The sequence below is a fragment of the Polynucleobacter arcticus genome (assembly GCF_013307205.1).
Lineage (GTDB): Bacteria > Pseudomonadota > Gammaproteobacteria > Burkholderiales > Burkholderiaceae > Polynucleobacter > Polynucleobacter arcticus.
This window is the reverse complement of sequence record NZ_CP028940.1, coordinates 870,193-891,270: the sequence shown is the minus strand read 5'-3', so window position 1 is coordinate 891,270 and position 21,078 is coordinate 870,193. Positions and strand designations below refer to the sequence as shown.

At 48.3% G+C, this 21,078-nt stretch carries 22 protein-coding genes and 1 tRNA gene; 8 read left to right on the top strand and 15 right to left on the bottom strand.

Annotated elements, in window-relative coordinates; all coding sequences use genetic code 11:
• Positions 1–19 precede the first annotated feature (19 nt).
• Both ilvN and DN92_RS04505 read right to left on the bottom strand, forming a co-directional pair.
• A complete protein-coding gene (ilvN, locus tag DN92_RS04510; RefSeq protein WP_173960132.1) occupies positions 20–511 on the bottom strand; it encodes an acetolactate synthase small subunit in 492 nt (163 codons plus the stop codon).
• Positions 511–2,298, bottom strand: a complete 1,788-nt coding sequence (locus DN92_RS04505; protein WP_173960131.1) for an acetolactate synthase 3 catalytic subunit — start codon at positions 2,296–2,298, stop codon at positions 511–513. The genes ilvN and DN92_RS04505 overlap by 1 nt, the downstream gene beginning before the upstream one ends.
• 194 nt (positions 2,299–2,492) lie before the next feature.
• Between DN92_RS04505 and DN92_RS04500 the strand changes: the two genes are divergently transcribed.
• From DN92_RS04500 to DN92_RS04485, 4 genes are read left to right on the top strand one after another with little or no spacing between them, the layout of a single operon-like run.
• Complete coding sequence (locus DN92_RS04500; RefSeq protein WP_173960130.1) at positions 2,493–3,062, top strand: RNA polymerase sigma factor; 570 nt, start codon at positions 2,493–2,495, stop codon at positions 3,060–3,062.
• A complete protein-coding gene (locus DN92_RS04495) occupies positions 3,059–3,523 on the top strand; it encodes a DUF3619 family protein (RefSeq protein ID WP_173960129.1) in 465 nt (154 codons plus the stop codon). The genes DN92_RS04500 and DN92_RS04495 overlap by 4 nt, the downstream gene beginning before the upstream one ends.
• A gap of 26 nt (positions 3,524–3,549) precedes the next feature.
• Positions 3,550–4,176 carry a DUF3106 domain-containing protein gene (locus tag DN92_RS04490; RefSeq protein WP_173960128.1) on the top strand — a complete coding sequence of 209 codons (627 nt, stop codon included), beginning with the start codon at positions 3,550–3,552 and terminating at the stop codon, positions 4,174–4,176.
• 21 nt (positions 4,177–4,197) lie between these two features.
• Entirely contained in the window at positions 4,198–4,737 is a 540-nt protein-coding gene (locus DN92_RS04485) for an RDD family protein (protein WP_254598344.1), read from the top strand.
• Positions 4,738–4,783: 46 nt separating this feature from the next.
• Here the strand turns inward: DN92_RS04485 and DN92_RS04480 are convergent, their stop codons facing one another.
• The 7 genes from DN92_RS04480 to DN92_RS04450 form a co-directional block, all read right to left on the bottom strand.
• Complete coding sequence (locus DN92_RS04480; RefSeq protein WP_173960127.1) at positions 4,784–7,261, bottom strand: ABC transporter permease; 2,478 nt, start codon at positions 7,259–7,261, stop codon at positions 4,784–4,786.
• A gap of 5 nt (positions 7,262–7,266) precedes the next feature.
• Complete coding sequence (locus DN92_RS04475) at positions 7,267–8,052, bottom strand: SDR family oxidoreductase (protein WP_173960126.1); 786 nt, start codon at positions 8,050–8,052, stop codon at positions 7,267–7,269.
• A 93-nt stretch (positions 8,053–8,145) separates the two neighbouring features.
• Positions 8,146–8,781 (bottom strand): PqiC family protein, encoded by a 636-nt coding sequence (locus DN92_RS04470; protein ID WP_254598343.1) that lies wholly within the window; start codon positions 8,779–8,781, stop codon positions 8,146–8,148.
• An 11-nt stretch (positions 8,782–8,792) separates the two neighbouring features.
• Complete coding sequence (locus DN92_RS04465) at positions 8,793–9,707, bottom strand: MlaD family protein (protein WP_173960124.1); 915 nt, start codon at positions 9,705–9,707, stop codon at positions 8,793–8,795.
• On the bottom strand, positions 9,704–10,471 hold the full coding sequence (locus DN92_RS04460; protein ID WP_173960123.1) for an ABC transporter ATP-binding protein: 768 nt from the start codon (positions 10,469–10,471) through the stop codon (positions 9,704–9,706). The genes DN92_RS04465 and DN92_RS04460 overlap by 4 nt, the downstream gene beginning before the upstream one ends.
• Positions 10,471–11,643, bottom strand: coding sequence for an MlaE family ABC transporter permease (locus tag DN92_RS04455; RefSeq protein ID WP_173960122.1), 1,173 nt, complete (start codon positions 11,641–11,643; stop codon positions 10,471–10,473). The genes DN92_RS04460 and DN92_RS04455 overlap by 1 nt, the downstream gene beginning before the upstream one ends.
• An 89-nt stretch (positions 11,644–11,732) precedes the next feature.
• Positions 11,733–11,809, bottom strand: a tRNA-Arg gene (locus tag DN92_RS04450).
• 18 nt (positions 11,810–11,827) lie between these two features.
• Between DN92_RS04450 and greB the strand changes: the two genes are divergently transcribed.
• The gene (greB, locus tag DN92_RS04445; RefSeq protein WP_173960121.1) at positions 11,828–12,328 is read left to right on the top strand and encodes a transcription elongation factor GreB; all 501 of its coding nucleotides are present in this window, start codon (positions 11,828–11,830) and stop codon (positions 12,326–12,328) included.
• A gap of 30 nt (positions 12,329–12,358) precedes the next feature.
• Here the strand turns inward: greB and DN92_RS04440 are convergent, their stop codons facing one another.
• From DN92_RS04440 to DN92_RS04425, 4 genes are read right to left on the bottom strand one after another with little or no spacing between them, the layout of a single operon-like run.
• Positions 12,359–14,704, bottom strand: coding sequence for a RelA/SpoT family protein (locus DN92_RS04440; RefSeq protein ID WP_173960120.1), 2,346 nt, complete (start codon positions 14,702–14,704; stop codon positions 12,359–12,361).
• Positions 14,705–14,719: 15 nt separating this feature from the next.
• Positions 14,720–14,923: a DNA-directed RNA polymerase subunit omega gene (gene rpoZ, locus DN92_RS04435; protein ID WP_088527738.1), complete on the bottom strand. Its 204-nt coding sequence runs from the start codon at positions 14,921–14,923 to the stop codon at positions 14,720–14,722.
• 44 nt (positions 14,924–14,967) lie between these two features.
• Positions 14,968–15,618, bottom strand: coding sequence for a guanylate kinase (gmk, locus tag DN92_RS04430; RefSeq protein ID WP_173960119.1), 651 nt, complete (start codon positions 15,616–15,618; stop codon positions 14,968–14,970).
• A 20-nt stretch (positions 15,619–15,638) separates the two neighbouring features.
• Positions 15,639–16,568, bottom strand: coding sequence for a YicC/YloC family endoribonuclease (locus DN92_RS04425; RefSeq protein ID WP_173960118.1), 930 nt, complete (start codon positions 16,566–16,568; stop codon positions 15,639–15,641).
• A gap of 32 nt (positions 16,569–16,600) precedes the next feature.
• Here DN92_RS04425 and rph point away from each other — a divergent pair, with 32 nt between their 5' ends.
• From rph to hemW, 3 genes are read left to right on the top strand one after another with little or no spacing between them, the layout of a single operon-like run.
• Entirely contained in the window at positions 16,601–17,332 is a 732-nt protein-coding gene (gene rph / locus DN92_RS04420; protein WP_173960117.1) for a ribonuclease PH, read from the top strand.
• A 17-nt stretch (positions 17,333–17,349) separates the two neighbouring features.
• Entirely contained in the window at positions 17,350–17,940 is a 591-nt protein-coding gene (rdgB, locus tag DN92_RS04415) for an RdgB/HAM1 family non-canonical purine NTP pyrophosphatase (protein WP_173960116.1), read from the top strand.
• Positions 17,906–19,123, top strand: a complete 1,218-nt coding sequence (gene hemW, locus DN92_RS04410; RefSeq protein WP_217426052.1) for a radical SAM family heme chaperone HemW — start codon at positions 17,906–17,908, stop codon at positions 19,121–19,123. The genes rdgB and hemW overlap by 35 nt, the downstream gene beginning before the upstream one ends.
• 64 nt (positions 19,124–19,187) lie before the next feature.
• Here hemW and DN92_RS04405 read toward each other — a convergent pair whose 3' ends face one another.
• Complete coding sequence (locus DN92_RS04405) at positions 19,188–19,991, bottom strand: enoyl-CoA hydratase/isomerase family protein (RefSeq protein ID WP_173960114.1); 804 nt, start codon at positions 19,989–19,991, stop codon at positions 19,188–19,190.
• A gap of 71 nt (positions 19,992–20,062) precedes the next feature.
• Positions 20,063–21,061, bottom strand: a complete 999-nt coding sequence (locus DN92_RS04400; RefSeq protein WP_173960113.1) for a Bug family tripartite tricarboxylate transporter substrate binding protein — start codon at positions 21,059–21,061, stop codon at positions 20,063–20,065.
• Positions 21,062–21,078: the final 17 nt, after the last annotated feature.

Sequence of the window (21,078 nt, the reverse complement as noted above, 5' to 3'; positions counted from 1 at the left end):
CAGTAATTAGTTAAAAAAATTAAACCTTCAGGATGCGTTCGCCGCGCCCGATACCAGAACCACCCGAGCGGACAGTTTCCAGAATCGATGCACGATCAATCGAATCAATAAAGGCATCTAATTTGGTGCCATCACCAGTTAATTCAATGGTGTAACTCTTATCAGTCACATCAATGATGCGACCACGGAAGATATCCGTTGTTCGTTTAAGCTCTTCGCGCTCTTTACCAACCGCACGCACTTTAATCATCATGAGCTCACGCTCAATATGAGGGCCTTCAGTCAAATCAAACACCTTGACTACTTCAACCAAGCGATTGAGATGTTTAGTGATTTGCTCAATGACATCCTCAGAGCCGATAGTAACGATCGTCATGCGGGATAGTGATGAATCTTCAGTAGGTGCAACGCTCAAAGTCTCAATGTTATAGCCACGCGCAGAGAACAAACCCACTACACGAGACAGCGCTCCTGGTTCGTTTTCTATTAGTACTGAAATAATGTGACGCATTAGTGCTCCTCTTTACCCAAAAGCATTTCAGTAATCCCCTTACCTGCTTGCACCATCGGGTAAACATTTTCTTCTGGGTCTGTCTGGAAATCCATAAACACAGTGCGATCTTTTAAACGAATCGCCTCTTTGAGGGCGCCCTCCACATCAGACTTTTTCTCAATGCGCATGCCAACGTGACCAAAGGCTTCCGCTAGCTTCACAAAGTCCGGCAAGGAATCCATATAAGAACTGGAGTAGCGCTTGTTGTAAGTCAGCTCTTGCCATTGGCGAACCATACCGAGGTATCGGTTGTTCAAAGACACGATTTTCACTGGTGTGTTGTATTGCTTACAAGTGGATAGTTCTTGAATACACATCTGAATCGAGCCTTCACCCGTAATGGCGAACACATCTTTATCTGGGAAGGCTTTCTTGATACCCATGGCGTAAGGCAAGCCAACACCCATGGTGCCAAGACCACCGGAGTTAATCCAGCGGCGCGGCTTATCAAACTTATAGAACTGGGCAGCCCACATTTGGTGCTGACCTACGTCAGAAGTGATGAATGCATCACCGCCAGTCAGCTCCCACAGCTTTTGAACTACATACTGTGGCTTGACAATTTGCGATGCCTCGTCGTACTTCAGGCAATCTTTTTTACGCCATTCGTTAATTTGCGCCCACCATGCCGCCAGGTGCGCATCATTCTTGCGAGGACCAGAAGCCTTGAGTTGAGCAGTCATCTCTTGCAATACTTCTTTAAGATTGCCAACGATGGGAACATCTACCTTCACCCGCTTAGAAATCACCGATGGATCAATATCAATATGAATGATCTTGCGTGGATTACCTGCAAAGTGCGCAGTGTTGCCAATCACTCGGTCATCAAAACGTGCGCCAATTGCGATCAACACATCGCTGTGTTGCATCGCCATATTGGCTTCGTAAGTACCGTGCATTCCGAGCATGCCCACAAACTGGGGGCTAGTACCCGGGAAACCACCAAGACCCATCAAGGTGTTGGTAACGGGATAACCCAACAAATCAGCAAACTCTTTTAATTCTGGGGCAGCATCAGCCAGGATCACGCCACCACCCGTATAGATAAATGGACGCTCGGCTTCTTGCAATAAAGACACCGCTTTACGAATTTGTCCACTATGCCCTTTAACCACTGGGTTATAGGAACGCATCTCCAATGTTTCTGGGTACACAAAAGGACCTTTGGCTGCTGAGACATCTTTTGGGATATCGATCAACACTGGGCCTGGACGACCCGTCTGCGCAATATGAAAAGCCTTCTTAATCACTAAGGGCAGGTCTTTCACATCCTTTACAAGGAAGTTGTGCTTCACCACTGGGCGTGTAATACCAACGGTATCCGCCTCCTGGAAGGCATCTTCACCAATGGCGTACGTTGGTACGTTACCGCTGATAACTACCAGTGGAATAGAGTCGGTATAAGCAGTAGCAATTCCGGTAACCGCATTGGTTACGCCAGGGCCTGAGGTAACTAGGGCAACGCCAACCTTACCGGTTGCGCGAGCATAGCCATCGGCCGCATGAACGGCTGCTTGTTCGTGGCGGACCAGAATGTGCTCAAACTTGTCCTGCTTAAAAATTTCATCGTAGATAAAGAGAACAGAACCACCTGGGTAACCCCAGACGTATTCGACACCCTCTTTGTGCAATGCTTTGACAAGCATCTCTGCACCGATCATTTCTGGTGGAGCTTCTACGGAATTGGGTTTTGTTGTGTCTTGATTAGCCTTCGAGGCTAAAAATTCGGCGCTGCTTGTATTCATTTTTCTTTCGTCCTTTGCAATTTTCGGCAAAAAATTGTTTGGTCTGTTCTGTCTCCTGCTTGTGGCCTGAGTTCGAACGGCGCTGCTACCGGAAAAAACCACTTCTTGAATGAGATTCTAGGTAGTAAGCCTTATATTCTATAGCAATCCCCTAAAATCAACCAATTCCATCTGATTCAGGTCTAATCTTCTGCATGGCTTCACCCCAAGAACTTTCTGACTTTTTGAGCAGTATTGAGCAGCGCGCATTCAAGCAGGCGGTCTATGCCGTGCGAGATGACGATGCTGCCCTCGATATTGTTCAGGACGCCATGATTAAGTTAGCGGAAAAATACGGCGATCGACCCGCTGCCGAACTACCTTTAGTGTTCACCAGAATTTTGCAAAACCGTATTCACGACTGGTTTAGACGTCAAAAAGTCCGTAACACCTGGGTGACCCTATTTTCCAACATGGGTAAGAAATCCGATGAAAGCGATGATTTTGACCCCTTAGAGTCACTTTCAGCGCCAGATGACAGTGAAATTCACCAAGATGGTGCGCATCAGCTCGAGAGAAGTCAGCTTTTACAGGCGCTGGAGTCAGAAATATCAAAATTGCCTGCCCGTCAACGAGAAGCCTTCCTGATGCGTTATTGGGATGAGCTGAGTATTAGTGAAACTGCCCTTGCAATGAGTTGTAGCGAGGGAAGCGTTAAAACCCACTGCTCAAGAGCCACCCAGGCTCTAGCTAAAGCATTGAAATTAAAAGGAATTACGCTGTGAACCGCAAAAATGAAGACCTCTTAAGCCCCTCAGAAGCAGACCAGTTTGGTCAGGCTACTGCCGCCCTGCTTCGTCAAGAATCACAATTCTTGCCAGCAGGCATTAAAGATCGCCTTTATGCAGCTCGCCTGACGGCCCTTTCTCTTCAAAAACCGGAAAAGGTCCGTATTCAGCAGCCTGTTTTGGCCAATGTCGCCGGTAACTGGTCTTTAGGATCACGCTCATTTTGGGATAACGTTGGCTGGATTGCACCGCTAATGGTCCTCGTATTTGGTTTAATCGGTATCGCCCAATGGCAGCAGGATTCCCGCATTAACGATATTGCTGAGTTGGATGTTGCCCTCTTAACGGATGATGTCCCGCCAGATGCTTACGCTGATAGTGGCTTTATGGGCTTCCTAAAAAATGGTCTACTTGCTGATCCAGACGATCGCCTCGATTCTGCTAAGTCACCTTCTTAAATCTCATACCCGGCCTTAACTAGCGCATGCTAAAAAACTTACGCTCGTCTTCTGTTGCTATCAGCATGATGCTGATGTTAGCTACAGTTGGCTTTTTACCGAGCGCTGGTGCACATGCGCAAACATCCGCAGGCACTCAAGGCAAAACGGTCAGTATTCCCGAGAAAAAACCCGATGGTACTTGGGAAGGCCTCAAACCAGCGCAGCAAACCATTTTGGCCCCTCTCGAAAGTGATTGGGACTATATGCTGCCTGACAGTCGCAAGAAATGGATACAGGTCGCCAACCTCTATCCGAAAATGAGTGCGCTTGATCAACAGCGCCTTCAATCTCGTATGACTGACTGGTCCAAACTCTCTCAAAAGGATCGTCGCATAGCACGAGAAAACTATTTGAGCAGTCTGAAGTTCCCTGCAGAGAAAAAGGCAGAGGCCTGGAGTGCTTACCAAAAACTCAGCGATGAGCAAAAGAAGAAGCTTGCGCAAGCAGAGGTCAATAAGAAAAAACCGACTGCGCTTAGTGCACCTACATTGCAACAGCATCCGATCACACAAAAATCGAATTTGGCACCAACCCTGCCAGCAAGTAGCACTCCTGCACAAGATGCTCCAACTTCGAGCTCAAACTCGGATAGCAGTACCAGCAACCCCTAAGACCAAAAGAAGCCCTGATTCGTGATTACCCCCGCTGAATTAAACACCTTCCCCGCTCCACAGTTTTGGCGACGCGTGTTCTGCGGCATGTACGAGCAATTGGTTTTATTGGGCGTGATCGCCCTCACCTTCCTGTTGCCGAATTTAGGCTTAGGCCTTTTGTTTGGCGTTTCGCTGCCAAGCTGGCTCACCTTTTTATACCTCTATGTAATTCTTGGCGTTTACTTTGTTTGGTACTGGACTAAATCAGGGCAAACCTTGGCGATGCAGACTTGGAGAATACGCATGATTAGCTCAGGCGGCTTTAATCTGTCTCGTCGCCAAGCAATCTGGCGTTACGTCTTCGGGTCACTATGGGTTGTGCCCTGCGTCGTATTGCAATGGCTCTTCGAGTTACAGAAATGGCAGATTATCGAAATGCTCTTGGCGGTATCCTTATTTCTGTGGCCACTCAGCATCTACTTGCATCGAGTCAGCCCCCTGCTGCGCCAAGGCCTACCAGACCGCCTTGGTAAAACTCGCTTAGTAGAATTACCCAAGAGCCTGGTGACCCTCAAGTAAGCGTCGCGTCAATAGCTAAAGATGCTTGGGCCCTGATTGCTTATCCTTAGCTCTCTCGCAAACATTCCATCGCAGTAGCAGTCTGAATTTTTCTCTGAAAACGATAGCCTGCTAAGAGGCAAGCAGATATACCAAAGGCAATACCCATCACTAAAGACTGTGCAAACGCACGAAACTCAATCTCTAGAACAAAGTGGCCTAGCGCCCAAGCGGCCATTGCTGCCGCTAATCCAGCCAAGGTTCCCGCAAGCACTCCAATCACCAGAAGTTCAGCCAAGGCAATCTTACCGAGTAGATGGCGTGATGCACCGACCGCTTTAAGTAATGCCGCGCTTCGAAAGCGCTCATCTTGCGTTGCGGCGATCGCAGCAACCAGCACGAGAACAGCAGCAGCAATCGTAAACGTAAAGAGCAGGCCTAGTACCGAAGATAGGCGATCTAAAACATCTTGGATTTGGCGAAGTGATGTTGCGACATCCACAATGGTGAGGTTAGGATAGGTTTGAGCTAGCTGGTAGTCCAGCCCCTCAACTCCGGCACCTTGGTAGTAGGAAGTAATCCAAGATTGCGGCATATTTTCTAGCATTGCTGGTGGCATGATGACAAAGAAGTTCACTTTCATTGAACTCCAGTCCAATTTACGTAAAGACGTAATTGGCGCAGTCACCCGCTCTCCGGCAAGCTCAAACGTCATTTGATCGCCAAGCTTAAGTTTGAGGGTCTTAGCAATACCCATTTCTATTGAAACCTGGGGCGCACTTCCTGCAATCCATTTGCCTGCGGTAATACGATTGCCCTCAGGTAATTGATCGGTATAGGAGAGATTAAATTCTCGATCCACTAAACGGCGCGCATTCTCATCCACATAATCATTAGGTCCAATCGATTTTCCATTGACCTCGATTAAACGTGCACGCACCATCGGACTGAAGCTGGGATTTTCTATACCTGCATCAGCAAGTGACTGGGATATATCTCGCTTTTGATCTTCCTGAATATTAATCATGAAGCGATTAGGTGCATCCATCGGAATATTACCCTGCCATGTGGCCAACAAATCCTGTCGTAGTAGCAGAATGAGCAGCAACGCCATCAATGCAACGCCTAAGGCAGTAATTTGCATCACGGCAAACCCTGCGCGGCGCGCTTGAGCCGTCAAAGCAAAGCGAAGCGCAAAACTCTGAGAACCTTGTTTCGAAAAAAGGAATCTCAGTAAACGCAGGGATAACCAAGAAAGGGTTGCAAAGAGAGCGATGGCCAAGCCAAAGCTAGTAGCAACCCAAAACGCCAGCTTTAGATCTCTTGCCGCCAGGGCAATCAGAGATAGGCAGGTAATCAAACCAAGCAATGCGACCCAAATCACCTTGATATTCACCAAGCCCAATTCTTTTCGAATGAGCCGCACCGGTGAAATCATGACCAAACTCAATAGCGGCGGACCAGCAAAACCCGCTAGCAAGAAAAATGAAAACAACATACTCCAAACCATAGGCCAAAGCGATACGGCAGGTAAATCCGCCATTACCAAGCTACCTAAGATGCGCATCAGCACCTCCTGTACGCCATACCCAACTACTGCGCCAATGAGGGCAGCCAACAGGCCAAGACTCGTCAAAAGCTTGACTTGATTAATCAGAATCGTTTTTTGACTTGCACCTAAGCATTTCATGACGGCACAAACATCTGCTTGCTTAAGCACATAACGACGTGCCGACAAAGCAATCGCCACAGCAGCAACCATTGCCGTTAATAAAGCAACTAAGGACAAGAATCGCTCCGCCCGATCCAATGTTTTGCGCATCGTAGGCTGGGCATTTTCTAAGGTCTCTATACGCAATCCGCGCACACCATCAGAACGGATCTGCTGCATAGCCCATTTCTCATAGCCAGAGATAGCACGATCATCACCCGCTAGCAGCAAGCGATAGGTGACGCGACTGCCTAGGCCAATGAGCCCTGTAGAGGACAAATCATCAAGCGACATCATGACGCGTGGAGCGAAGTTCATAAATCCAGCGCCACGATCTAACTCACGCTCAAGGACACCGCTGATTACAAATGTCTTATCACCCAAGAGCACCTGATCGCCCACTGTAGCGCGCAGCGCATTCAGCATTGCGGGATCAACCCATACAGAACCTGTGGACGGAGTTAAATCTGACAAAGCAGAGGAAACCTTTAGGGATCCGCGTAAGGGATAGGCGCTGCTCACCGCCTTGAGCGAGGCAAGCTTACTTTGCGAGCCTACCGTGGCCATGCTTGGAAAGACAACCGTTTGGGCGAAGCTCAGTTGTCGCTCCTTCGCCTCCTGAATAAAACGCTCAGGTAAAAGCTGATCAGCCACTAAGAGTAAATCTGCCGCAAGTAGCTGGCGAGCGTCTAACGAAAAAGCGCGCTGCATACGGTCAGCTAAAAAACTCACGCTCGATAGCGCCGCTACCGACAGGGTAAGCGCAAACAGCAGCGCTACCAATTCACTCGACCGAAAATCCCGTCTAATGCCCTGAAAAAAACTGGCTAACACTGCGCTTAAATTGCCTGAATCTGACCACCATCAACCCGGATCACTGAACCCGTGATGTAGGAGGCATTACGAGAAGCTAAAAATGCGGCTGTATCACCGTACTCTTGGGGGTCGCCATAACGGCCCATCGGGATTTGCTTCAAGCTGGCCTGTACAACGGAGTCATAGCTGACGTTTTCACGTTGAGCACGTGCCTCATCAAGTTGGCGCAAGCGGTCAGTTGCTACACGGCCTGGCATGATGACATTGACAGTAATACCATCAGCAGCCACTTCTGCAGCTAATGTTTTTGACCAGGCAAGAAGAGCTGCACGCAAAGTATTGGAAATAGCTAAATTCTTGATTGGGGCGATAGCGCCGGAGGTAGTACTGGTAATGATGCGGCCCCACTGGCGTTGACGCATCCCTGGCAGAACTCGATCGGTAATACTAATCAGAGAGAGCACCATGTCATTAAAACTCTTTTGCCAGAGAGCTGGGTCTTGCCCCGCTGCAGGCGTTGGCGCAGGACCACCGGTGTTATTAATCAAGATATCAATTGGACCCAACTCTTGCTCCACTTTAGTAACCAGAGCATCAATCACCGAGCTATCTGTCAAATCCCAACTTAAAGCCAATGCCTTACCACCAGCCGCCTCTATCAACTCTACTGATTTTTTAAGGCCCTCAGCATTGCGCCCAGTTACCGCTACCTTCACACCCTCACGCGCCAAAGATACGGCCATTGCCTGACCTAAACCTCGGCTTGATGCCATCACTAAAGCTACTTTGCCCTTGAGTCCTAAATCCATGTCTTCTCCATCTTTTTATATGTACTGTAATTTTAGAATGCCCACAAAGAACAACTAATGCGAGTAACTACTACGCATAACTACTGCAAATAACTACTGCCCTAGAGGTTTAGGTAAATTACCTGCGTATTGATAAAGCGCAACCTCATACTCCTTCAGAATTTGTGCCAAGGCTTCTTGTTGACCTAACACCAATGCTTGAGGGGTGTTGTCCTTAAGAGCAACTCTCTTGGTATAACGATTCTTACCAATCACCGGGTTCAACTTTTTGGGATCAGTGGCTGTCAGGAAAAATTCTACTGTGACAACCGCTTCAGGACGAACACGATAGTCGCCATAAAACTCTTCTACAGAAGTCTGCAAAATGTAATAGGGGAAGAAGCTATTTCCCTGTCCTACCGTCATCGAAAAGACTTGAGCACTATTGAGCCACTGACGAGTAGCGCTACCAATCATTTCATTTGGCAATGCAGAATAGATATTGTAAAAATCTTTTTCGTAGCGTTGATCACCTAAGCGATAGACCAGGGATTTACCGTCAAATGGTGAGGCTGTTGTCACTGGGCCCATCTTCAGCCAAAGATCCGTACGTGGCTTATAGGGAGTTCCAGTTCGCTCTGGGGCGACCATCCAACTAGCCGTATCCAGTGCAGGTCTCTTCGGCAAAGAACATGCACTTAAGGCAGTCATGATCAAGCAGATAGTAGCGAACTTAGTAAAGTTTTTCATGGTCTGGATTCTCATTTTTGAGCTCCATTCATTGGGGGCGTAATACGTGCGGGTGGCTCACCCCAAATTAAAGTAGATGGAGATTGGCTAGCTACACGGGTAAATTCATTTAGCTGCTCACTGGCCTGGCGCAGGTTTTCTAGGGTGGCTGTTGTATCGCCCTGGACGCTGGTCACGGTCTGGCGAAGAGAAACCATCGTTGCAACCAATTCACGCATCAAGATATTGAGTTGATCTTTGTCAGTTGACTTTGCAATCCGATCTAGCAATACATTCAGGTCTTTTACAGAATTGATTAAGCCGGCACTATCTTTACTATCACCTGCCATCAACTGATTAAGATTACCCAGTAGCGCATCAAATTTCTTTTGAGTCCCATCTATATCTAGACCATTCAACCCAGTGATGAGCTTCTGAATTCCAGAGATAATTTCATCTGCCTGATTCGGCATAGATGGCACTACTGGATACTTCGGATCCCATGAATACGGCAGTGGAGAATATTGAGTAGCCGTTGAATAGAAATCTAGCTCCACATAGTTAACACCGGTAATGCCCATCGATTTGATACGGGCACGCAAGTTATCCTTTAAGTAAGTCTCTAAATGACTTAACTGCACATGATCTCCAAAAATTTTCATTCGCACGATCACATACTCACGACGCTCTGGCATCGGTACTGAGCTCTCATATACATCACCAGATAAACCAATAGAGGTTACTTGACCGATCTTGACACCCCGAAAGCGTACCGCCGCTCCAGCATCTAAACCGGTCACAGATTGCTTGAGGTAGGTTTCGATCATGAACGACTTTTTAAAGAACTGGCCCGAACCAAAAATCAACACAACGGCAAGTAATGTGCCAATTGCCGCTAAGACAAAAATGCCTAAGCGAAAATAATTAGGATTGGAGTTATTACTCATGCTGCGTCCTTGCTCATGATGCGGTTAAAGAATTGATGTACTCGAGGATCTTTACTGGTGTCTCTTAATGTCTTAGGATCACCCTCGGCAATGATGCCCTTGGCGGCCTTATCTAACATAATGACTTTATCGGCGATGGAATAAATACTTGCTAACTCGTGAGACACAATTACAAAGGTGAAGCCTAAATTTCTAGAGAGATCCAGAATCGTGCTGTCGAGATCAGCTGATGTAATTGGATCTAGACCGGCTGACGGCTCATCTAGAAATAAAATTTTTGGATCCAAAGCCATTGCTCTAGCAATGGCGGCGCGCTTTTGCATCCCGCCACTAATTTCGCTAGGCATATAGGTTTCGTAGGGCAACAAACCTACGAGATCTAGCTTGCAGCGTGCTAATAAATTCATTTGATCACGGGTGAGCTTGGTGTACTCTTCCATAAAGAGTGTCACGTTATCCAGCAAGTTCATAGAACCAAACAAAGCACCCTGCTGATACATCACTCCAAAACTCGTCATGATCTTTTGACGGTCAGCTCCCTGAGCAGTAGTGATGTTTTGACCTTCAATCAATACATCACCAGAGAGCGGTTGATAGAGGCCAAATAAATTCTTTAGAAGGCTCGATTTACCGCAGCCTGATCCACCCAAAATAACAAAGATTTCTCCATTCTTTACGGAGAAATCTAGATTTTGTAAAAGCACATTTGATCCATAACCCACGGTGAGGTTCTGGACGTCGATTGCATTATCGAGAGCATCCATCAGAAGCCTGTCCTGTAGGAGATGTAGGCAAAAATCCCATCTACCAATACGATCATGACAATGCTGCTGACTACAGCACGAGTTGCAGAGATTCCCACGGCAGCTGCGCCAGTACCCGTCTGCATGCCACGCAAGCAACCTACCGCTGATACCACCACACCAAATAGCGTGGCCTTTAAGAGACCGGAGAGGATATCCTCAATTCCGATCGCCGCCAACATCCCGTTATAGAAATTAATAAATGGAATGCCGTAGATTTGCATAGTCAACATCGACGCGAAGATACTCACGATGTCGGCATATAAGGTCAAAATTGGCATCACTAAAATTCCAGCGAGCACCCTCGGCACTACCAAAAAACGAATTGGACTTAAGCCCCCTGTCACCAAGGCATCTACTTCACTATTGACGGTCATCGTGCCGATCTCTGCAGCGAATGCTGCAGATGAGCGACCAGCCAGCAAGATGGCGGTGATGAGTGGACCCATCTCCCGCACAATCCCCAATGCAGCAAGTGGCCCTACAAAGGAAACTGCGCCAAATTGCTCCATGCCGATAGCGGCTTGAAAAGACAAAATCACGCCAATTAAGAATGCGACAAGACCGACGATTGGCAGAGCTGCGACTCCCGCCTCTACGGCGGCATTCACAAAATCACCCCAGCGTACTTGCTTAATGTTGCGGATGGACCATACAAGGTCAGAAGCGAGATGCCCTGCAAAAGTAATGAGTCCGCGAGCGTCATCCAATAAATTTTGGGTTGCCATTCCGGTGCTGACAACAAAGCTTCTCTTGGTCTTGATGGCGGGTGTCGGGAACAAGTTACCGATCGGAGCAAACTCTTTCAAGAGCGGTTGATACTTTGGATCTAAACCTTGAATCTCAAATTGCCCGCCTGCTGCTTGTTGAGCCTCTTCCACATCAATCAAAAATGCGAATGCAGAACCATCTAGCGAGGTGACCTTTGAGGCATCAAAGAGAAGAGATTGGGCATTGCCGCCACCTTGAGCCAACCAAGCAGCTTGCTTCACGCGTACATCACTCCATACCCTTGCCAAGGAGTAGACATTCACAGCACCACTCAAGGTCACTTGAGCGTGGTTTTGATCCACTTGTGACCAAACCGCTACTGGGGCTGTCAAAGTCGAGGAATTAGGGTCTGAAATACTCATATTCGAACTATAAGGGATCCCGATGAAAGCATTGTGAAAAGCCTACAAAAGAAAAAGGGCCTAGTTTTTGGACTAGGCCCTGTATGAGTTGGTGCGGCTGGCAGGAATTGAACCCACGACCCCTTGGTTCGTAGCCAAGTACTCTATCCAGCTGAGCTACAGCCGCAACAGCCATAATTATGCCATGGAAGAGAAGAACTACATCACGCCCGCCGGTCATGAGCGCATTAAAAGTGAGCTTTTACAGCTCCTGAACCTTGATCGGCCTGAGGTTGTCAAGGTTGTGCACTGGGCAGCCTCTAATGGCGATCGCTCAGAAAATGGGGATTACATCTACGGAAAAAAGCGGCTTCGTGAGATTGATCGCCGGATTCGCTTCCTCAATCAGCGCCTCGAATTTGCTGTTGTAGTGGATAACCAAGCCCGAAAATCTGGAGATGCGGACGCTGAACAGGTCTTTTTTGGGGCTACGGTGACCTATGAAAGTCTTGAAGGTCCAGATATCGGTAAGCAAACTTGCATCACGATCGTAGGGGTTGATGAAGTGGATTTAGAGTGCGGGCATGTCAGTTGGGTATCGCCCATTGCCAAAGCCTTAATTAAAGCGCGCTTAGGAGATTGCGTCAAAATTCAAACACCCACCGGACCTACTGAAATAGAAATCCTCGATGTTCAGTACCAGTGATGAGTAACAAGTAATGCGAGCTAGACTGATTTAGCTGACCCGAACCCGGGTCACGCGCATCACATCCTGATTGGCACGCAAACTGCGCATGACCTTGGAAAGATGTAGGCGGTCTGATACCTGGACAGTAAAGCGAATAGTAACGGCATCTTCTTTGTAACGATCGTTCATCGAGACGTTCATGATGTTGGCATCTGCAGCAGTCACGCTACTGGCAACTCTGGCGAGAACCCCTTTACCTTGACGGGTATCGATTGCCAAATCGACCTCAAACTCACGATTGACTTCTTTACCCCACTCTACCTCTACCCACTTATCACTGTCTTTTGAAAGCATTCTGAGGGCAACCGTGCAGTCATTCGTGTGAACCTGTAAACCTTCGCCCTTACCAAGGTAGCCGATGATGTTGTCACCAGGAATTGGATGGCAGCAGGTCTGAAAACTGATAGAGTTACCTTCACGACCATCGACCAAGATTGCCTGACGCTGATGGTGGTTGGAGGCGATTTCTTGATGGGGAGAAACCCAGTCAGTCGCACCTAAACGCATTTGCTCAGTGCCGCCCTCATCGTCGATCAAAATCTTCAGACGAATGGCGAGCTCTTGCGGTGATCTTCGTCCTAATGCAATATTGACGCAGCCTTCTTCGCGCGTTTTGTCACCAGTCCAATGTAGTAGTTTTTCCCAAACCTCAGGAGATAAGAGACCTGCATCTACGCCCTGCTGACGTAAAGCACTTGCCAAGAGACGTTCGCCTAATTGCAAGGACTCAGCATAGTGCTTGGTCTTGAGCGAGTGACGAATAGAAGCTCTGGCCTTACCAGTTCTGACAAAAGCTAGCCAACCAGGATTGGGTTGAGAGTTTGCAGAGATCACCACCTCAATAATGTCGCCATTCTTTAATTCACTGCGTAGCGGCAGTTGCATGCCGTTAATCCTCACGGCTACGCAAGTGTTACCCAGATCACTATGAATCGAATACGCAAAATCAAGCGCGGTAGCACCCCGTGGCAATGCTCTGATTTGCCCCTTGGGAGTAAAGACGTAAACCGCATCAGGGAACAAATCAATTTTGACGTGCTCTAAGAATTCTTGAGAGTCGCCGCTACTGTCCTGAATATCGATCAAAGACTGTAGCCACTGGTGAGCGCGATTTTGCACCTCACTCATGTCCGGTGAACCATCCTTGTAGGCCCAATGTGCTGCAACACCTGCCTCAGCAACCGCATGCATATCACTTGTGCGAATCTGAAACTCCACTGGTACGCCCGATGGACCCAACAGCGTGGTGTGCAGAGATTGATAGCCATTGAATTTAGGGATCGCAATGTAGTCCTTAAACTTACCTGGCATCGGCTTGTAAAGCGAATGCAATAAACCGAGCGCACGGTAGCATTCGTCAATCGAGCTAACAGTTACCCTAAAGGCATATACATCGAGTACTTGAGAAAAGCTTAAATGCTTACTGCGCATTTTGTTATAGATACTAAAAAGCGTTTTTTCTCGGCCCTGTAGATCGACATCGAGATTGGCTTTTGCAAACGCCATGCGAGTGGTCTGCAAAATCTTTTCAACCATCTCTTTGCGATTACCACGCGCCCGCTTGACTGCGCCCTCGATCACCCTGAAGCGCATCGGCATTGAGAAACGGAAACTCAAATCTTGCAGATCGCGGTAAATCACATTTAAACCAAGACGGTGTGCAATGGGCGCGTAGATTTCGATAGTCTCAGCGGCAACCCGACGACGCTTTTCCATCGGCACCGCATCTAGCGTACGCATATTGTGAGTTCGGTCTGCGAGCTTGACCAGAATGACTCGGACATCGCGTGCCATCGCCATAAACATTTTGCGAAAGCTCTCCGCCTGGGCTTCTGCATGACTTTGGAACTCTAGCTTATCGAGCTTAGTTAAACCCTCAACTAACTCCGCTACTTTGCTACCGAACTTACCGACTAAGTCTGCCTGTGTGCAGCCAGTGTCTTCAATCACGTCATGCAATAGCGCAGCCATGATGGAGGACGCATCTAGGCGCCAAGTAGCGCAGAGCTCAGCTACTGCAACGGGATGGGTAATGTAGGGCTCACCACTATGTCGATACTGACCCAAATGGGCAGCATCAGAAAAGTGGAAAGCTTTCTTAATGAGAGTTATCTCGTCCGGCTTGAGATAGCCTAACTTGGAGACAAGCCCTTCAATGGAAATAACTTGATGCTTTAGCGGGAGCTTGGGGGATGAGGTAGGGCCAAACAAATGTCGACTCGATTGCGCCAACAGGGTGGCAATAATCGAGGACTTACTAGTTTTTCCAGACTCTTCAGGCGAGACACGACCTGTGGATTCCGATGTGCTTAGGTCTCCTAAGGGGAGCTCCACAACGGAACCCCTGAATTACAAAGGTACTTTGGTCAACATATCACGGTCAGTTACGCCAGCAGCAACTTCACGCAACGCAACAACCGTTGCTTTATCTCTAGCTTCGACACGTGGGGAGTGACCTTGAACTAATTGACGTGCGCGATAAGTCGCAGCCAATACCAGCTCAAAACGATTGGGGATAGTTTTTAGACAATCTTCTACAGTAATACGGGCCATGCTGAACTCACTTAATTTAACTTTAGTACCTATAGGATAACTGATTAGACCCCAAGGCGCCTTAAAAGCGCAGGGTTGCGGGCCATAATCGGTCCTGAACGCAGGCGGCTAGCTGCAACTACCTGGCGTAAATCAATCAATGCCTGCTCAAAATCATCATTGATCACAATGAAATCCGCTTCATGAGCATGCTGGAGCTCGAGGTGCGCCGCAGCCAACCTTCTCTGAATCGTGGCCTCATCGTCCTGCCCTCGCTTGCGCAAACGCTCCTCTAGTGCCTCAAACGATGGTGGGAAGATGAATATCCACTGTACTTCAGGAATCATTAGACGAATCTGCTGTGCGCCCTGCCAGTCAATCTCGAGCATCACATCGCGCCCAGTTTTCATCTGTGCTTCGATCCAGGCCTTGGAGGTGCCATAAAAATTGCCGTGTACCTCGGCGTGCTCTAAAAAATGTCCTTGGTCACGCTCGGCAATAAATTCTTCTCTGGCAATAAAACGATAGTCCTTGCCATCGACTTCACCAGGCCGGGGTGAACGCGTGGTAGTTGACAGAGATAGCTTGAGCGCTGTGTCCTCTTGCAATAAGGCATTCACTAGAGACGATTTACCGGCACCAGATGGGGCAACGATCATCAGCATGCTGCCTTGATAAGCAGGAGAAAGATTGGGTTTCAGTTTTGGGCTAGCCATAGGATTTATCGAAAGAACAATTACTCTAAATTTTGTACTTGTTCGCGCATCTGCTCGATCAAGAGCTTGAGCTCTAGAGCTGCTTGTGTACATTCTTCTGAAACAGACTTAGAACTTAAGGTATTGGCTTCACGGTTCAATTCCTGCATCAAGAAATCTAGGCGCTTACCTACTGGACCTTTACCCGCTAGTGCCGTGTCTACCACCTGCAGATGGGTCTTCAAACGAGCAAATTCCTCTGCCACATCGATACGAACTGCGTAGAGCACAACCTCTTGACGAATACGCTCCATCAGCTCAGTACCGCCCTTGGACTGTTCCTGACTAGCTAAGGCTTCAGCCAGGCGTTCTGTCAGCTTGTCCTGGTACTGGGCAACATAGACCGGTACCTTGGGTTCAATCACCTGAACAATCTCCCGCATCTTGGTGGTGATATTGGTCAAAACGGTAGTCAGGGCCTTGCCTTCAGCATGACGGCTTTCCATCAAGGCCGCCAAAGCAGCGCGCCCCGCCTCCACGGTGGCAGCAATCCAGCCCTCCTCCTCACCCCTAGGCTCAGAAACAATACCGGGCCAACGCAAAATGTCGGCAATTCGTAGTGCTTCTGCACTCGGAAAGGCTGCTTGAGCATGTTCTTGAAGGGTATACAAGGCGTCTAAGCGGTCTTTGTTTAAGGCACCTAAAGCATGGGGGTTTGCCTTTGCACTAGCGCCAGCGCCAGCATTGACTCGCCAAGCAGCCCGAAACTCCACTTTGCCTCGAGAAAGGCTTTGGGTCGCCATTTCTCGTAAGGCAGGCTCAGCCCCACGACACTCGTCCGGTAGACGAAAGCCTAAATCCAGAAAGCGGCTATTGACAGTCCGACATTCCACTTGCAGATCAGCAACTACGCCAGCTCCCAGGGAGACTTGGCGAGAAGCGCTGCCATAACCAGTCATGCTCGATATCATAGGCACATTGTAGATCTTTAGGACCACACACCATGACTCAGCCCAACATCACTCGCCCAAGTGGCCGCACCCCCACCCAATTGCGCCCAGTCAGCATCAGCCGTGCCTTTACTAAGCATGCGGAAGGCTCGGTCCTCATTGCCTTTGGCGACACCAAGGTGCTATGTACTGCCAGCATCCTAGAAAAGGTGCCTCCTCATAAAAAGGGCTCTGGCGAAGGTTGGGTCACCGCGGAATACGGCATGCTCCCCCGTGCCACCCATACTCGCAGTGATCGTGAGGCTGCTCGTGGCAAACAATCTGGGCGTACACAAGAGATCCAGCGTTTAATCGGCCGTGCCATGCGTAGCGTCTTTGATTTAAAAGTGCTGGGCGAAAGAACGATTCATTTAGATTGTGATGTCTTACAAGCCGATGGCGGAACTAGAACTGCTGCCATTACTGGCGCTTATGTTGCAGCACGTGATGCCATCAATACTCTCCTAGCTAGTGGCGTACTCAAGTCTGATCCGATCATTGATAGCGTTGCCGCAATCTCGGTGGGCATTTACCAGGGCGTACCCGTACTCGATTTAGATTACCCTGAAGACTCTTCTTGCGATACCGATATGAATGTCGTCATGACAGGTAAAGGCGGCATGATCGAAGTACAAGGTACTGCCGAAGGCCCTGCGTTCACCCGCCCTGAATTAAATGCCTTGCTCGATTTAGCGCAAGAAGGTATTCGCGATCTCATTCAACTGCAAAAAGAAGCATTGAAGTAAACGGCAAAGGTTTAATTGTGCAAAAGCTTGTACTCGCCTCTAACAATGCCGGCAAGCTTCGTGAATTTCAGGAACTCTTGGCGCCGTTTCACTTTCAGGTAATCCCTCAAGGTGACTTAAGTATTCCGGCAGCAGAAGAGCCGCACTGCACTTTTGTCGAGAATGCCCTCGCCAAAGCGCGTCACGCTAGTGCTGCTAGCGGCTTACCTGCGCTGGCTGATGACTCCGGGATTTGCGCCCATGCCTTAGATGGCGCCCCGGGAGTGTACTCAGCTCGCTATGCAGGGCTTGATGGCGATAATGCAGCCAATAATCAAAAATTGATTGCGGCGTTACAGGGAAAAACGGATCGCGGCGCACACTATGTTTGCGCGCTGGTCATGGTCAATAGCGCTCATGATCCAGAGCCACTCATTGTGCAAACCCGTTGGTATGGTCAAGTGATTAACGAAGCTCAAGGCGATCATGGCTTTGGTTATGACCCTTACTTCTTTCTGCCAGAACTCGGTAAGACTGCCGCCCAATTAGAGCCCCCTGAGAAAAACCGCATTAGCCATCGTGGTCAAGCCTTACGTGAACTCATTACCCAGTTGCAAAGCCGTGCTTAATACACTGACGCCGGGTTTGGCTACCCAAACAAAGCTGACCGCCCTACCTCCGCTATCTCTGTATATTCATTTTCCTTGGTGCGAAAAGAAATGTCCTTACTGTGACTTCAATTCTCATCAAGTCAAAGAAGGCAAGCAAGGGTTTGATGAGGATAGATATATTCAGGCACTGATTACTGATTTAGAAACAGAGTTGCCTCGAATATGGGGGCGGCAAGTGCACAGCATCTTCATTGGCGGCGGCACCCCTAGCTTACTTTCAGCCACGGGCATGAATGAACTACTATCGGCCGTTCGGGCGCGCTTGAACTTAGAGCCTAATTGTGAGATCACGATGGAGGCCAATCCAGGCTCAGTCGAGACAGAAAAATTTGCTGGCTTTGCTCAGGCCGGAATCAATCGCGTCTCTTTAGGAATTCAGAGTTTCCAAGACGCGCAACTGAAGGCGTTGGGGCGCATTCATAACGGTGAAGAAGCCAAGCGCGCTATTGCGATTGCGCTACAACACTTTAAGTCTGTCAATCTCGATTTGATGTTTGGCTTACCAAACCAAAGTCTAGATGCTGCCAAGGCCGATATTGAAACCGCCCTCTCATTTCAGACGCCACACCTGTCTTTCTATAACCTGACACTTGAACCAAATACGTACTTTGCAAGCTTTCCACCCAAGCTCCCCAGCGAAGATGAAATCGATGCGATCTTTGAACAAAACTTGGCCTTGTTAGAGGCGGCAGGTTATCGACGTTATGAAGTGTCAGCGTATGCCAAGAAAGGTCAAGAGTGCAAACACAATTTGAACTACTGGCGTTTTGGTGATTACATTGGCATCGGTGCTGGCGCCCATGGCAAGATCTCCTTTCCCGACAAAATTACCCGTCAAGTACGAGAGCGTCATCCAGAAACTTACATGCAGGCCATGGAAACCAAAGGCAATGCCTTGATTGAGGCAAGAGAGATTTCTGCCAAAGATCTTCCTTTTGAGTTCATGCTCAATACACTTCGCCTAACGGACGGAGTAGATACAGTGACTTTTAGCGAACGCACGGGCTTACCCCTGAATACGGTCTCAAAGGGCTTAGAAGAGGCCAGCAAAAAAGGTTTGTTAGACTTAAATCCTAGCAAACTGAAGGCCACAGAACAAGGTCTGCGCTATCTGAATAACTTACAAGAGTTGTTCTTGTAGATGCCCTTGTAGATATTTTTGTAGGCGCCCTAATCGATCGCAGATCAGAACTGAAGAGCTGAAATTACTTTCCAGTCCAAATGGGTGGCTTGCCATCTAGAAATGCAGCAACACCATTCTTAAAATCATCACTGCCATAGCATTCCCGAATCAGATCGCTGCAATCCGGTAAGTGATGTTGAATGATCCGCGTCAGGGTTTGCTTACTCGACTTTTGTGTGATGGGAGCTAGCTTCATCAAGCGCTCAGCCAATTGATTGGCCTGGCTCTCGAGATCATCGGCAGCATAAGTAGCCAAGAGATAGCCTTGTTGTAGCAATTCAGGTACGGAAACTAACTCAGCTAATAACAGCATGCGCTTGACGATATTTATTCCGAGATGAGCAACAAGCCAAGCTACGTTTCCTGCAGATAAGCAATTGCCCAATGTTTTGGCTATCGGCACTCCGAAACGGGCATCGGGTGTGGCAATTCTGAAATCGCAACAACTGGCTATCGCAAGACCTCCACCGATGGCCATGCCGTCAATGACTGCAATTGTCGGAATGGGCATTGTTGCTAGAGGTGATAAATATTGATCAATACCCTCTTCATAACGAATACCATCATCGCCCGTCGTAAAGCTGGAGAACTGCGCAATATCACTTCCAGAAATAAATGATTTGCCACCAGCGCCGCGCAAAATAGCTACACGTGCTGCAGAACTCTTGGTCAAGTCTTCACAAATCGTTTGCAAGCTTTGATACATCTTGACTGTCATCGCATTGCGAGCAGCAACATGATCAAAGGTAATGTAGGCAATGCCATTGCGTAGTTCTAAGCGAACTTCAGCGAGGCGATCTGGAGGAAGATGTTGATCTGATGTCATGAAATGAAACCCTCTCCCATGTAAGAGAGAGGGTATATAAACACTATAACGGAAATGAGTTAATTGCTAGATTATTCAGCTTTAATGTTTAAGCTCTTAACTAAGCGCTGATACTTTGCTAACTCCCCAGTTAAGAACAGACTGAAAGCTGCCGGTGTTGTGGGTCCTTCTGGCTGTAAACCTTGGGCATCCAATGTTTTCTTAATCTCTGGGTCATTAGCAGCCGCCTTGACTGCTTGATCGATCCTGTTAATGACCGCAGGATCCATGCCTTTTGGTCCCATGACCGAGTACCAATTGGTAACATCAAAACCCACAATGCCCACTTCATTAAACGTCGGCACATTCGGCAATAAGGCTAAACGCTTGGGAGTAGAAATCGCCAAGGCCTTTAAATTCCCCTGCCGAATTTGTTGCAAATTGGGTGGCAAAGTATCAAAGTTCATAGTGATTTGACCGCCTAGTAAATCCACAATCGCTTGGCCGCTACCCTTATACGGAACGTGATTCATTTCTACACCAGCTATTTTGGAGAACAAAGCGCCCGCGAGATGCTGAGTACTACCAATACCAGACGAGCCATAGGTCATTTGACCTGGGTTCTGTTTTGCCAAGGAGACCAATTGCGCTACTGTGTTCACTGGCAGGGATGATTTCACCACCAGTACATTAGGCACATATCCTAAATAAGTAATCGGGGTGAAATCTGTGGCCGGGTTATAAGGAACATTCTTCAGTACAAAGGGAGAAATCGCATTGGAGTTGGAGTGCCCCATTAAGAGCGTGTATCCATCGGGATTGGATTTGGCAACCAAATCTGCACCAATCGTTCCAGCAGCACCAGACTTATTTTCAATGATCACGCTTTGACCCAAGATCTCACCCATCTTGGGTGCAATGGCACGTGCAACGATGTCGGTACCGCCACCAGGAGCAAAGCCCACTATGAGACGAATAGGTTTTACTGGAAAAGGCTGCTGTGCATGGGCAGCCAATGGCCAGACACTGCACATACCCAAAGCCAAGAAAGCGAATCTACGCAAAATCCTTTTGGGGGATTGATTGATCATACGGTCTCCATTTTTTG